The following is a 12,900-nucleotide window of genomic DNA, read 5'->3' as shown; positions in this document are numbered from 1 at the left end:
CGACGTCTGGCATATTTTCCGCCGCTGCGTGGGTTCCACTTTAGCGGCTCGGGCGGCCGGTGGGAAACCCGGCTCGGGTGTGCCGCGGCCGCGCCGGAGCTGCGTAGCCTGTGGTTCTGCATGAGGTTGTTCTTGACAGCCGCGCACGCCCGCGATAGCTTGCGCTGCGCACCCGGTCGGCCTGAGGGGACGATCCGCCGGTCGACTTCATCCTGCACGGAGATTTAATTCGATGACGGCCAAGGAATCGCGCCTTGTGGTGCAGGAAGACGAAGGGATCGTTCAGATCGGCTTCGTCGACCGCAACATTCTCGAAGAAGCGAGCATTCAGCAGATCGGCGACGAGATCGCCGCGCTGATCGAGCAACAGACCAACCCTCGCATTCTGATCAGTTTCGACAATGTCGAGCACCTCTCTTCCGCTGCTTTGGGCACGTTGATTACGGTCAACAACAAGGTCCGGCAGAAGGGCGGGCAGCTTCGGCTGGCGAACATCAACCCGCAGATCTACGAAGTGTTCGTCATCACGAAGCTCAACAAGCTGTTTCAGATCCACGACTCGACCGACAAGGCCCGCGCCAGCTTCAAGTAAGTTCACCCTGCCGGCGTGTCCGGCATCATCGGCCGAATCATGGGCAGAGCACCCGTCACCAAAATGGTGATCCCGAGCAAGCTCTCCGAAACGCAACGCGTCACGGAGCCGCTCTTTCAACAGATCGCCGACCACGACTACCCGGAGAAGGCGGTCTTCGCGATCCGGCTGTCGGTCGATGAGGCGCTGACCAACGCGATCCGCCACGGCAACTGCAACGACCCGGAAAAGCAGGTGGCCGTCGAGTGGGCGGTCACGGACAAACAGGTCCGTATCACCGTGACCGACGAGGGCTGCGGCTTTCACCCTGACCATCTGCCCGACCCGACGGAGTCGGAGAACCTCACGCGGCCTTGCGGCCGAGGCGTGATGCTGATGCAGGCGTACATGACCGATGTGAAGTTCAACAAGCGCGGCAACCAGGTGACGATGATCAAGGATCGCGACTGCGTCGGGCCGAGCGCCGATTGACGGCGTGGGCGACCTCGAATCCAGCGGTCGGGGGGAAAGTGGCCTGTTGGGGTTGGCTTGGCGGGCGATTGGGAATAGAGTTATCGTCGCGCAACACGCCCCGGGGACGTTGAAAGAGGCTTTGTCCGAATCCGCACCATCTCGATCCGCCGCCGGCGACCGGACGACCCCGGCCGAAGGCGACCCCGCGCCGGCGGGCGATGACCCTCTGAGTCGCAGACCCGCGACGGACGGCTTCGCGGCTGGCGATACCCCTGACATGCAAGCCCCTGACACGGCAGCCGGGCCGACGGTTCGCCTGTTGCTGGAGACGGCCGACGTTGACCCGCCGGTGGTCGGCTGGCTGGAGGCGATGCTGCGCGAGCTGGCGGTGCGGGCGGGCGTGCGCGGGGGTGAGCTGACCGTGCTGGCGGTGGATGATGCGAAGATGAGCGAGATGCACGAGCAGTACGCTGGCGTCCCGGGCACGACGGACGTGCTGACGTTTGATTTGTCGGACGATGTCGGGCCCACGCCAAACGGCCCGGCGGTGGTGGAGGGGGACATTGTCGTCTGCCTCGACGAAGCCCGCCGACAGGCCGACGCTCGCGGCCACGCGCCGCGCGTCGAAGCGCTGCTCTATGCGTTGCATGGCCTGCTGCACCTGCTCGGGGAAGATGACCACGACGAACAGGCGTATCAGCGCATGCACGCTCGCGAAGATCAGCTGCTCCAGGCGGTGGGCCTGGGTGCGGTGTTCGGCAGGCAAGGTGAAGCAAGCTAGCGGCCGACGAAGCCGAGGGCTCATGCAGTACGTCATGAGGCTTCGGATTTGAAGGTTGCTCGGAGAAGACCGCGGTGCCCGTAATCTGGATTGCCATCATTGCCCTGTTCGTCGCTGGCTATTTTGCTGCGTGCAGCACGGCCTTGAAAAGCTACTCGCGCAAGCGCCTCGCAGACATGCTGGACGAGCGCGGCAAGCTCGACCGCCTCGAGCCGCTGGTCGCGCGGACGTCGCAGTTGATTCTGCTCACGGGGGCGCTGCGCACGGGGGCGAACCTGGTCGCACTGCTGGCGACGTTTTACGTGGTCGAGCGCTACTTTCGCGATCAGCCGCCGGTGCTGCATTACACGCTCGCGTTTCTTATCGCCGGCGTGCTGGTGAGTGTCTTCGCGGTGGCGATTCCGTTCAGTTGGTCGCGGTATCGACGGGAAGAGATCGTCGTGGGCTCGATCCCGCTGCTGAACGTGTTGCTCACGGTGTTCAAGCCGTTGACGGTGGCGCTGCACGTGGTCGACCCGATCGTTCGGCGGATCTCCGGCGCGAGCGAGCAGCCGGACGAGGAAAACGCCATCTCCGACCAGGTGCTCTCCGTTGTCGAAGAACATGAGTCGGCCAGCGGGGAAGTGGACGAAGCGCAGAAGGAAATGCTCGAAGCGGTGTTCGAGCTGCCCACCACCACCGCGGGCGAGATCATGACGCCGCGCACCGACGTATGCGGCGTTTCCGTCACCAGCACGTTGACGGAAGTGAAGCAGGCGATCATTGAGGTCGGGCATAGCCGAATCCCGGTGTACGAGGAAAACCTCGACAACATCGTGGGCATCCTCTACGCGAAAGACCTGATCCGCTTTGTCGAGAACGGCGACGAGATTTTCGACCTGCGGGCCTGCCTCCGCGATGCGTTCCTCGTACCCGAGAGCAAGTCGGTGCGCGAGCTGCTGGGCGAGTTCAAGCAGCGGAAGGTGCACATGGCCATCGTGCTCGATGAGTACGGCGGGACGGCGGGCCTGGTCACCATTGAAGACATCCTCGAAGAAATCGTCGGCGAGATTCAGGACGAATATGAACCGCTGGAACCGGCGTCGCCTATCGAGCAGGTGGATGAGCATACGTCGGATGTGGACGCCCGCATCCGCATCGGCGATCTGAACGACGCGCTCGACGTCGAGCTGCCCGAAGATGAAGACTACGACACGCTCGGCGGCTTCGTGTTCTCCACGCTCGGCCACATCCCGGAGCAGGGCGAAAGCTTCGAGTTTGAGAACATGCGTTTCATCGTGACGGATGTGGAGCGGACGAAGGTCCGCCGTGTGCGTATTGAACGTGCGGAGGTGGACTCGCGCGCGGGGGACAGTTAGTACGGCAAGGTGGGTTCGATCCCGCACCTCATTTAGCCGCGGGCCTTGGCCCGCGCGTTCGGTCCCATCGAGCCGAAGAGCGCGGTGCGAGCACCGCGGCTAAATGTTGCAAGTGTGAACCCGCGTTGTCGTACTGGAGCGCCCTCGGAAATGCCCCCGCGTGGGCGCGGGGGTTAAATGTCGGTATCGCGTCGCAGCGAGAGCATGAGGGTGAGGTTGATGTTGCGCAGGGCGCGGACGACGAGCGCGAGGCCGACGAGCAGGGCGGTCAATGTCAAGCTGATCGCGGCGCCGATGGCGAAGGGTCGTGAGTCGAGCATGGCGGTGCCTCCCGGGAGAGTTATAGGCGCGTCCGGAACTGCTACAATTCGCCGATGATGGGAATCACGTTTTACAACACGTTGACGCATCGCGTGGAGCCGTTCGAGCCGATCGAGCCTGGCGTGGTGACGATGTACAACTGCGGGCCGACGGTGTACGACTTTGCGCACATCGGCAATTTTCGTGCGTTTGTGTTTGCGGACGTGCTGCGGCGGTTTCTCGAACTGGCGGGCTATGACGTTCGGCAGGTGATGAACATCACCGACGTCGGCCACATGACCGAGGATCAGCTGGCCGACGGCGCGGGCGAAGACAAGATGCAGGTCGCGATGGCCCGCATGAAGGAAGCGAAGAAGGCCGGCTCGCTGACGCGCGACGATGTGGCAGACCCGAACGATCCGTACCAGATCGCTGCGTTTTACACGAAGGCGTTCATTGAGGATTCGCAGCAGTTGAAGCTGAAGGTCGCCGACGAGCCGACGCAGTTGCCGCGAGCGACGGATCACATCGAGCAGATGCTCACCATCATCGGCAAGCTGGTGGACGACGGGCATGCGTACGTGGCGGGCGACGGCGCGGTCTACTTCAGCGTGGAGAAGTTTCCCGACTACGGCAAGCTGTCGGGCAATACGCTGGACAAGCTGCGCGGCGGCGCGGGCGGCCGCATCGACCAGCAGCATCAGGCGGGCAAGCGACACCCGGCCGACTTCCTGCTGTGGAAGCCGGACACGAAGCACATCATGAAGTGGCCGTCGCGGTTCGGCGAAGGGTATCCGGGTTGGCATATCGAGTGCTCGGCGATGGCGCTGAAGCTGCACGATCGCGAGCAGATCGACATCCACACCGGCGGCGAAGACAACATCTTCCCGCACCATGAATGCGAAATCGCCCAGTCGTGCAGCTATACGGGCAAGGCCCACTTCGCCCGCTACTGGATGCACACGCGGTTCCTGCTGGTCGAAGGCCAGAAGATGTCCAAAAGCAAGGGCAACTTCTTCACGGTCCGCGACCTGCTCGCGAAGGGCGTCGACCCGGTGGTGATTCGCTATGAGCTGATGAAGGCGCACTATCGCTCGAACATGAACTTCACGATGAAGGGATTGGAAGATTCCGCGAGCGCTGTGCAGAAGCTGCGCGACGCGGCGGCGGGGTTCGAGCGCAAGGCAGGCGATGCAGCGGTCGAGGTGGGGGATGATCATGACGCGGTGCGGCGGTTTGTCGCAGCGCTGGCGGATGACTTGAACGTGGCGGGGGCGATCGCGGTGGCGTTCGAGTATCTGCGCGAGCCGGACGCGGACGCGGCGACGGCGCTGGCGGTGCTGCGGCGGTTCGATGCGGTGCTCGGCGTTCTGCCGACGGAGGCGGGCGGGCAGGGTGATGATGATGTCATGGCCAAGTGTGCCGACATCGACGCAGCCCGCAAGCAAAAGGACTACGCGACCGCGGACCGCCTGCGGCAGGAGCTCGACGACGCGGGCTACGACGTTCGCACGGGGTCGGAAGGCACGACGGCGAGCAAACGGCTTGCGTGAGGTTGGAATATTTCCGCCGTGTTGTTCGCTGGCTAAAATGTATGACTATGCACAGCCCTGCCCCATCTGACGTGCCTCGGCCGAGCGACGCCGAGCTTGCCGAGACTGGCATCATCATTGTTGACCACGGCTCCCGCCGAGCCGAGTCGAACGAGATGCTCGAAGACTTCGTGGCGATGTTCCGCAAGACGATGCGTTACGCGATTGTCGAGCCGGCGCACATGGAGTTGGCCGAGCCTTCGATCGCCACGGCGTTTGACCGTTGCGTTGAGCGGGGCGCGAAGCGGGTGGTGGTGTCGCCTTACTTTCTCGCACCGGGTCGGCATTGGAACAAAGATATCCCGCACCTCACCGCGGAGGCGGGCAAGGCTCATCCGGACGTGCCGCACATGGTGGCGGCGCCGATCGGGCTGCATCCGCTGATGTGCGAGTTGATCGCGTCGCGGATCGACTATTGCCTTTCGCACGTCGCGGGCAAGGTGGACGAATGCGACGTCTGCCGCGGCACGGGCCGATGCCAGATGCGCAGCGAATCGCCCGCGCCGGTCAACTGACCTCGGGTTGCGGATTCGCGTGAGCTGAACGCACAATCAGTGTTGGTGCAGCGATTCGTCGACTTCGTGCGTGCTGTTGATCGGGCTCAGCGGTTTGTCGATGTTCGGGGCCTTGAGCGAGTAGGGGCTGCCCGTGCGGGGGGCGACGTACTTCACGCCGTTGGCGAGCACTTTGCGGACGTTTTTGTCGTAGTAGATGGGGAACGTTTCGTGGCCGGGGCGGAAGTAGAAGACTTTGCCCTTGCCGCGGGTCCAGGTGCAGCCGGAACGGAAGACTTCGCCGCCTTCGAACCAGCTGATGAAGATCAGTTCGTCGGGCGTGGGGATGTCGAACAGTTCGCCATACATTTCGGTGTGTTCGAGTTCGAAGTATTCGTCGAGTCCGTCGACGATGGGGTGTCCGGGGTTGACGACCCAGAGTCGTTCTTTTTCAGCGGCTTCGCGCCACTTCAGGCCGCAGCCGGTGCCCATGAGTTTCTTGAAGATTTTCGCGTAATGGCCGGAGTGCAGGACGATGAGGCCCATGCCTTCGAGCACGCGCTTGTAGACGCGATCGACGATTTCGTCGTCGACTTCGTTGTGTGCCCGGTGCCCCCACCAGGTGAGCACGTCGGTGTTGTCGAGCACTTCCTGGGTCAGGCCATGCTCGGGTTGTTCGAGCAGCGCGGTGCCGACTTTGACCTGCGAACCGAGGTATTCCTCGATGCCGGCCTTCATGACGGCGTGCATGCCGTCGGGGTAGAGGTCAGCAACGACTTTGTTCTTCTTTTCGTGGACGTGCTCATGCCAGACGGTGACGCGGATGGGCTGGTCGGCCATGGTGATGGTCCTTGTGTGAGAAAGCCTGTCGTGGCGAATCGCGATCAACTGCCGGGCCTTTTTTACCGGTTGGGCGCAGCGGCTGCAAGGTACGGCGTCGGCCGGTTCGGGCAACGCGGGCGATTTCGTTATCATCCACGGCGTGTACATTCTCAAAGCCAACAATCTGGTGAAGCAGTACAGCGGCCGAACGGTCGTCAACCACGTCTCCTTCGACGTGGCGGAGGGCGAGATCGTCGGCCTGCTCGGGCGAAACGGCGCGGGCAAGACCACCAGCTTCCGCATGACCGTGGGCATGATCAGCCCCGACCAGGGCCAGGTCATCTTCAACGGCCAGGACGTGACCAAGCTGCCGATGTACCAGCGCGCTCAGCGTGGCATGGGCTACCTCGCCCAGGAGCCCAGCGTCTTCCAACGCCTCACCGTCGAGCAGAATCTGATGGCCATCCTCGAAACCCGCCCGCTCCGCCGCGCGGAACGCAAGCAGCGGGCGGAGGAGTTGATGGCCCAGTTCGACCTGACTAAGAACCGCAAGCAACAGGCCCGCACGCTCTCCGGCGGCGAACGGCGGAAGCTGGAAATCGCCCGCGCCCTCATCAGCGAGCCCTCGCTTATCCTGCTCGATGAGCCGTTCTCCGGCGTCGACCCGGTCGCGGTGGAAGAGCTCCAGGCCGAGGTCCGCCGACTGCGCGACGAACACCATATCGCCATGCTCGTGACCGACCACAACGTCCAGCGGACGCTGGAGATCGTGGACCGAGCGTATGTGATTTTCGAAGGCAAGGTCTTCGCGGAGGGCACGCCGAAGGAAATCGTGAACAACGAGCAGGTGAAAAAGCTCTATCTTGGCTCGATGTTCCGGGGCGATGAGTTTGATTGAGTGACGATCGATGATTTTCGAGTGTTGATTTGCCAGCAACGTGACTAGCATCTGGCAGGAGGTTCGCGCTCCGTCGCGATCCGTATGAAGCAATGGCCCCGAAAGGACCGCATGCCCGACAGCCGTGACCATGACAAACCTGCCCACGCCCGCAGCCGCGACCACGCCAAAGCGGACACGGCCGGCGACTTGCGCGATGCGTCGCGCGGCATTCGGCTGCAAAAGGCGATGGCCGAGGCGGGCGTCGCCTCCCGAAGAGCGTGCGAGACGTTGATCGAAGAGGGCCGCGTGCGCGTCAACGGCACGCCCGTGCGCGAGCTGCCCGCGTGGGTCGACCCGGCGAACGATCGCATTGAAGTAGACGGCCAACCGCTGCCACGCCCGCGAAAGACCGACCGCCGTACGGCCCGCCACACGTACGTCATGCTGCACAAGCCACGCAATGTCATCTCCACCACCGATGACCCCGAGCAGCGCAAGACCGTGCTCGACCTCGTCGACCTGCCCGGCCACGCCCGGCTGTACCCCGTCGGCAGGCTCGACGCGGACTCGACCGGCCTCATGCTGCTGACCGACGACGGCGAACTGGCCAACCGCCTCACCCACCCCCGCTATGGCGTGACCAAGCAATACCGCGTCTCGATTCGCGGCAAGCTCGACGCGAACGACCTTGTCGCGATGAAGAAGGGCCTGTTCCTCGCTGCGCCCGATCGCGGTGACGCGCCACGTCGCCCGGGGCCGCCGGGCAAACCGGGCGGGCCGTCGCCGCGTGCCAAGCGTGCCAGCGTCGAGCAGGTTCGCATCCTCGGCTTCGAACGCGACCGCGCCCGCGGCGACCGCACGACGCTGGCGATCACTTTGCGCGAAGGGCAGAACCGTGAGATCCGCCGACTGCTCGCCCGGCTGGGGTACAAGGTCCGCAGGCTCAAACGCATGGCCATCGGCCCGCTGCAACTCAAGGGCCTCGGCGTCGGCCAGTGGCGACTGCTCGACGCGCGCGAACGGCAGGCGCTCTACCGCGAAGCGGGGATGCACTGAGGCGGCTCAAGCGACATTCTCGCTCGTGCTCATCAAGCAGTAACAAGTAATACGGCTTGAAGTTAATCCCAGCGCGTCCGGTTCCCTCTCCCTTCCAGGGAGAGGGTCAGGGTGAGGGTCGGAAGCCCCCGCACCATCCACGACACAGCATGCTGATAGGCCTCAACTTCGCAGCCGTTTCACCCTCACCCCAGCCCTCTCCCTGGGAGGGAGAGGGAGTGGGAAAACGCGCTGGAAATAACTTGAAACCGTATAACAAGTAGCCCCACGCGGAAGCGTGGGGTTGGCTGCGAACGTACACAACCCTACGCTCCCGCGTGGGGCTATTGAGCACGAAAAATGAAGCGAAACGCGCACAAAAAAAGCCCGCGTCGATCAAGAATTTCGAGGTCTTGGGCACCTGCCTATTCTTTTCGGCGCGGGCATCATTTGGGAAATCGGGTTCCGTATCCGCCTGAAGGGTTCTGTTTCCCTTCCCCGATTTCCTCTACACATATATTACCTTACACACGAAAAAGGTCCACTGTTTTCGATGTGAAATCGTCGAATTTTCCAGCCCCTTCCGGCGCGTCTGACTCACCCCGGCAGCACATCATAAAACGCCGCGGTCACATGGCAGGCGCTGCCCGCGACGACGAACAGATGCCAGATCGCGTGGTTGAACGGCAGGTGGTCCCAGAGGTAGAACGCCACGCCGCCGGTGTACGCCACGCCGCCCGCCACCAGCCAGGCGAGGCCCACGGTGCTCGTGGCTTCGATCACCTGTCCGCCGCAGGCCAGCGCCATCCAGCCCATGGCGATATAGATGCCGGTCGAGACCATGGGGAACTGGCCGGTGTAGCGAAGCTTGAGCACGATGCCCGTGGCCGCGAGCGCCCACATGACGCCGAAGATGCTCCAGCCCCAGGGCCCGCCGATGGTCACGAGCATGAACGGCGTGTACGTGCCGGCGATCAACAGGTAGATGCACGCATGGTCGCAGATGCGCATCGCCCGCCGCCAGCGCGGGCCGCTGCGGTGGTGATAGAGCACCGCGTGATACAAGGTTGACGCGAGGTAGACCGCCACCAGCGACGCGCCGAAGATCGCGAGCGTGACGACATGCCACGCATCGCCTTGCAGCAGCGCGTAGTGCAGCATCATCGCCAGCGCTGCGATCGCCAGCACCACGCCGAGCCCGTGCGTGAGGACGCTGGCGAACTCTTCCACCCGTGTTTCTTCGTGTCCGGGCCCTGCGTAGTACCGCATCGTTGATTCTGCCTGGAGGTCAGGGTTTGTATGGATTGCGAGTTTGATAAGGGTGCCACGACCTTTAAGCCGTGCCGGCTTGCGCCGAGCACGGCCCGTGAAAGGCCGTGGCACCCACAAAGTATATGCCTGCCGACTGGCGGACTCGCATTAGCCCTTGAATGTATATCGCCCGCGGCCGACGCGTTTGATCTGTCCGTCGCTGGCCATCTTCGTCACGGCCTGGCCGACGCTGGTGGGGTTCAGGCCCGCAGCGGCGGCCGCTTCCTTGATATCCGTGACCTTCGCGCCCTCGGGGCCGGCGGCCTGCAACTGAGCGTTCACAAATGCCTGGTTCTTGCCTCGGCCTTCGCGCGACTGCGGCGTGGGGGCGACCGGCATGCGTCCGCCGCTGGCTTTGGCGGTCGTGCCCAACGGCAGGCCCATCGTTCTCGCGATGCTCATGATGCCCTTGGTCAGCTCATCGCGTACCGGCCGCTGCGCTTCCTGTTGCGCCTTGCGCAGCGACTTCGCCGCGTCGAGCAGATGCTTGCGGGCCGGGCCGGCCATCTTCATCGCTCGCGCTTCGAGGTCCTGCACATGCGAGCCCAGCTGCTCGCTGCCGGCGTGCAATGCACCGGCGATGTCGTGCGTGAGCTTCCGCCAGTCGGTCGCCTTGCTGAACAGGTCACGGCCGACGGCCGCCTTCGCTGTCGAGGCCGCAGCGCGCTTCGTGGTCCGCTTCGCGGTTCGCTTGGTGTTGCGTTTGGTCGTGCGCTTACTCATTCGTTTGGTGGTCCGCTTGCTCTTGGTGGTGCGCTTGGTTTGTTTCTTCGATTGAGTCTTGCCACGCTTCTTACTTTGCGTGGCAGGCTTCTTACGTGATTTCTTTTTCTTCGCCATATCAATATGTCCATTCAAAAAGTGTCGCACCGGTGTGCATAGTCATTAGCATTATCGTGTCATGCTAATTAGATAATGTCAACATGTTGGACATGTTATTCAATTCAATAATGTTGGTTGGATCATCCATGCAAGCGGTAAGCAACACGATTGTAGCGCCGGCAGCGCCGAAACGCGCGGCGCAAGCACCGCGGCTGAATGTTGCAAGTGTGAAACCGCTTCGACGAACTATTGCCCGCCCATCAGTACCGCGAGCAGACCCTTCTGGGCATGCAGTCGATTGTGCGCCTGCGGGAACACCCTGCTGCGCGGGCCGTCGATCACTTCATCGGTGATCTCAACCCCGCGATACGCCGGCAGGCAGTGCAAGACGATCGCGTGATCCGGCGCCTCGGCCAGCAGGGATTCGGTCAATCGATAATCTTCAAACGCACGCAGCCGAGTCTGCTTCTCGGCTTCCTGGCCCATGGAAACAAACGTGTCGGTATAGATCGCGTCCGCGTCGCGCACCGCCTGCTTCGCGTCGCGGGTCATGTCGAAGTTCATATTCGGCGAGTCCGCCATGATGCGATCGACATATGCCTGTTCCAGTTCATATCCGCCCGGGCTGGCGACGACAAAGTTCATGCCCAGTCGGCCGCAGATCGCCGCGAGGCTGCGCACCACGTTATTGCCATCGCCCACAAACGCAAGCGTTCGCCCCGTGAGGTCATGCGTGTCCGGCGCGAACGCGTCGATCATCGTCATCACATCCGCCAGCGCCTGGCAGGGGTGCGTGTAGTCGCTGAGCATGTTGATCACTGGCTTGTCGCCGTGGCGGGCCATCTGTTCGAGCTTTTCGTGTTCGAACACCCGCGCCGCGATGCCCTGCACCATGCCGCAGAGCACGCGCGTCACGTCGGCGACGCTTTCGCGCTTGCCGAGCCCGACCTGCGACTGGTCGAGCACGATCGACTGCCCGCCGAGTTCGAACATCGCCTGTTCGAAGCTCACGCGCGTGCGAAGCGAGGGCTTTTCGAAAATCATCGCCAGCGTCTGGCCGTCGAGTACGGGCTGGTTGCGCTTGCCGCGCTCGCGCTCGGCGCGCAGTTTCAAGCCGACGTCGAGGATGTGTTGAATCGTCTCTTTGCTGTGGTCGGCAATGGTAATGAAGTGGTTCATGAGATTATCAATTTCTGATTCTTCGATGCCCGATTTCCATGCTCCCCCCGGCCCCCGGCCAGCGGAGATCGGCAATCGACACGTCGGCGTTGTTACAGCACGATTTCCGTGCCGATGCCCTTTTCGGTGTACACCTCCAGCAGCAGCGAGTGCGGGATGCGACCGTCAATGATATGCGTCTTCGCCACGCCGCCTTCCAGCGCAATGAAACTGGCTTCAACCTTCGGCAGCATGCCGGCGCTGATGATGCCCTTGCTCACCAGCTCTTCGATCTGCGCCTTGGTCAGATGGCTTGCCAGGTCGTTGACGTCTTCCGACAGGCGGATGCCGTGCGTATCGGAGACGAGCACGAGCTTTTCCGCGCCGACCGCGGCGGCGACGTGGCCGGCGACGCTGTCGGCGTTGACGTTGAGCTTGCCGCCTGACGGGTCGCGGGCGATCGGCGCGATCACCGGAATATGCTGCGCGTCGACGAGCGCCTGCACCAGTTCGCCGTTGATCGACTCGATTTCACCGACGTAGCCGATGTCGACCCGTCGGCCGGCGTCGCCTTCGAGGAACAGCCGCCTGGCGAAGGTGACACAACTGCCGAGGCTGTTGAGCCCCATCGACTTGTGCTCCAGCTCGCGGATGCGCTTGACGATGCCCGCGTTGATGTCGCGCACCAGTACATGCTCGGCAATGGCGAGCGTGCGTTCGTCGGTATAGCGCCTGCCCTGCACGAACTGCGCTTCAAGGCCCGCCTGCTTCATCGCTTCGGTAATGCCCTTGCCCCCGCCGTGGACGAGCACCGGGCGCATGCCCACCGCGTCCATGAAGCAGATGTCCTGAATCAGGCTGTCGAGCGTCGCCGGCTCATCCATGATGGACCCACCGACTTTCACGACAACGGTCTTGCCTTCGAAGCGACGAATATATTTGTGAGCCTCGACCAGCGCCGCGGCCTTATCAATTGCATCCTGCACGACTGTCGCCTCCCAGGGGTGGGGCGTGGGGTGAAGAATCCCCCAATTTAGCCGCCGCGGGCTGTCGCGACAAGCGGCGGCACGCGGGGGTGGGGCGATCGTAGCTAATCACTTACTACGCCAAGACGCCAAGTCGCCAAGTCGCCAGGACGCCAAGAAGAAAGGCAAGCCACGAAGGCACGAAGGGGATGAAGGGGGCACGAAGGGGGAAGCAAGAATTAGAAGGAAGGGGGAGGTGACTGGGAGGGGCAGGTGTTTCGGAACAGATGCATGCTTCCCTTCCTTGCCAAAAAAATAATTTTCTGACTTTCTTCGT

At 62.9% G+C, this 12,900-nt stretch carries 14 protein-coding genes; 8 read left to right on the top strand and 6 right to left on the bottom strand.

The features are described 5' to 3' along the window. The first annotated feature begins 232 nt into the window (after window positions 1-232). The 4 genes from ACERK3_08915 (at window position 233) to ACERK3_08900 (ending at window position 3,184) form a co-directional block, all read left to right on the top strand. A complete protein-coding gene (locus tag ACERK3_08915) occupies window positions 233-592 on the top strand; it encodes an STAS domain-containing protein (GenBank protein MFA9478416.1) in 360 nt (119 codons plus the stop codon). 39 nt (window positions 593-631) lie between these two features. After that, window positions 632-1,063, top strand: coding sequence for an ATP-binding protein (locus ACERK3_08910; GenBank protein ID MFA9478415.1), 432 nt, complete (start codon window positions 632-634; stop codon window positions 1,061-1,063). A 121-nt stretch (window positions 1,064-1,184) separates the two neighbouring features. Then, window positions 1,185-1,826: an rRNA maturation RNase YbeY gene (gene ybeY / locus ACERK3_08905; GenBank protein ID MFA9478414.1), complete on the top strand. Its 642-nt coding sequence runs from the start codon at window positions 1,185-1,187 to the stop codon at window positions 1,824-1,826. Between the two features lie 74 nt (window positions 1,827-1,900). Beyond that, window positions 1,901-3,184, top strand: a complete 1,284-nt coding sequence (locus ACERK3_08900) for a hemolysin family protein (GenBank protein MFA9478413.1) — start codon at window positions 1,901-1,903, stop codon at window positions 3,182-3,184. A 173-nt stretch (window positions 3,185-3,357) separates the two neighbouring features. Here ACERK3_08900 and ACERK3_08895 read toward each other — a convergent pair whose 3' ends face one another. Further along, window positions 3,358-3,504, bottom strand: a complete 147-nt coding sequence (locus ACERK3_08895) for a hypothetical protein (protein MFA9478412.1) — start codon at window positions 3,502-3,504, stop codon at window positions 3,358-3,360. Window positions 3,505-3,558: 54 nt separating this feature from the next. On the opposite strand from ACERK3_08895, the gene cysS reads away from it, so the two are divergent. Both cysS and ACERK3_08885 read left to right on the top strand, forming a co-directional pair. Further along, window positions 3,559-5,037 carry a cysteine--tRNA ligase gene (gene cysS, locus ACERK3_08890; GenBank protein ID MFA9478411.1) on the top strand — a complete coding sequence of 493 codons (1,479 nt, stop codon included), beginning with the start codon at window positions 3,559-3,561 and terminating at the stop codon, window positions 5,035-5,037. A 41-nt stretch (window positions 5,038-5,078) separates the two neighbouring features. Then, a complete protein-coding gene (locus ACERK3_08885) occupies window positions 5,079-5,591 on the top strand; it encodes a CbiX/SirB N-terminal domain-containing protein (GenBank protein MFA9478410.1) in 513 nt (170 codons plus the stop codon). A 36-nt stretch (window positions 5,592-5,627) separates the two neighbouring features. Here the strand turns inward: ACERK3_08885 and ACERK3_08880 are convergent, their stop codons facing one another. Beyond that, window positions 5,628-6,410, bottom strand: a complete 783-nt coding sequence (locus ACERK3_08880; protein ID MFA9478409.1) for a ThuA domain-containing protein — start codon at window positions 6,408-6,410, stop codon at window positions 5,628-5,630. A gap of 142 nt (window positions 6,411-6,552) precedes the next feature. Between ACERK3_08880 and lptB the strand changes: the two genes are divergently transcribed. Both lptB and ACERK3_08870 read left to right on the top strand, forming a co-directional pair. After that, complete coding sequence (gene lptB / locus ACERK3_08875; GenBank protein MFA9478408.1) at window positions 6,553-7,290, top strand: LPS export ABC transporter ATP-binding protein; 738 nt, start codon at window positions 6,553-6,555, stop codon at window positions 7,288-7,290. Between the two features lie 111 nt (window positions 7,291-7,401). Next, entirely contained in the window at window positions 7,402-8,328 is a 927-nt protein-coding gene (locus ACERK3_08870) for a pseudouridine synthase (protein MFA9478407.1), read from the top strand. A 576-nt stretch (window positions 8,329-8,904) separates the two neighbouring features. On the opposite strand, the gene ACERK3_08865 is transcribed toward ACERK3_08870, so the two are convergent. From ACERK3_08865 to argB, 4 genes are all read right to left on the bottom strand, one after another. Next, the gene (locus tag ACERK3_08865) at window positions 8,905-9,576 is read right to left on the bottom strand and encodes a hemolysin III family protein (protein MFA9478406.1); all 672 of its coding nucleotides are present in this window, start codon (window positions 9,574-9,576) and stop codon (window positions 8,905-8,907) included. 150 nt (window positions 9,577-9,726) lie between these two features. Next, on the bottom strand, window positions 9,727-10,458 hold the full coding sequence (locus tag ACERK3_08860) for a hypothetical protein (GenBank protein ID MFA9478405.1): 732 nt from the start codon (window positions 10,456-10,458) through the stop codon (window positions 9,727-9,729). Between the two features lie 228 nt (window positions 10,459-10,686). Then, window positions 10,687-11,619, bottom strand: a complete 933-nt coding sequence (gene argF, locus ACERK3_08855; protein MFA9478404.1) for an ornithine carbamoyltransferase — start codon at window positions 11,617-11,619, stop codon at window positions 10,687-10,689. A 92-nt stretch (window positions 11,620-11,711) separates the two neighbouring features. Continuing rightward, window positions 11,712-12,584 carry an acetylglutamate kinase gene (gene argB / locus ACERK3_08850; GenBank protein ID MFA9478403.1) on the bottom strand — a complete coding sequence of 291 codons (873 nt, stop codon included), beginning with the start codon at window positions 12,582-12,584 and terminating at the stop codon, window positions 11,712-11,714. Between the last annotated feature and the right edge of the window lie 316 nt (window positions 12,585-12,900).

The sequence above is a fragment of the Phycisphaerales bacterium AB-hyl4 genome (assembly GCA_041821185.1).
GTDB classification, from domain to species: Bacteria; Planctomycetota; Phycisphaerae; order Phycisphaerales; family Phycisphaeraceae; genus Natronomicrosphaera; species Natronomicrosphaera hydrolytica.
Note: the sequence above shows the minus strand (reverse complement) of the source record. Positions and strands in the feature narration are given on the sequence as shown.

Coding starts and splice junctions, on each gene's coding strand:
- ACERK3_08915 (MFA9478416.1), top strand. CDS start 233: ATGACGGCCAAGGAATCGCGCCTTGTGGTGCAGGAAGACGAAGGGATC.
- ACERK3_08910 (MFA9478415.1), top strand. CDS start 632: ATGGGCAGAGCACCCGTCACCAAAATGGTGATCCCGAGCAAGCTCTCC.
- ACERK3_08895 (MFA9478412.1), bottom strand. CDS start 3,504: ATGCTCGACTCACGACCCTTCGCCATCGGCGCCGCGATCAGCTTGACA.
- cysS (MFA9478411.1), top strand. CDS start 3,559: ATGATGGGAATCACGTTTTACAACACGTTGACGCATCGCGTGGAGCCG.
- ACERK3_08885 (MFA9478410.1), top strand. CDS start 5,079: ATGACTATGCACAGCCCTGCCCCATCTGACGTGCCTCGGCCGAGCGAC.
- ACERK3_08880 (MFA9478409.1), bottom strand. CDS start 6,410: ATGGCCGACCAGCCCATCCGCGTCACCGTCTGGCATGAGCACGTCCAC.
- ACERK3_08870 (MFA9478407.1), top strand. CDS start 7,402: ATGCCCGACAGCCGTGACCATGACAAACCTGCCCACGCCCGCAGCCGC.
- ACERK3_08865 (MFA9478406.1), bottom strand. CDS start 9,576: ATGCGGTACTACGCAGGGCCCGGACACGAAGAAACACGGGTGGAAGAG.
- ACERK3_08860 (MFA9478405.1), bottom strand. CDS start 10,458: ATGGCGAAGAAAAAGAAATCACGTAAGAAGCCTGCCACGCAAAGTAAG.
- argF (MFA9478404.1), bottom strand. CDS start 11,619: ATGAACCACTTCATTACCATTGCCGACCACAGCAAAGAGACGATTCAA.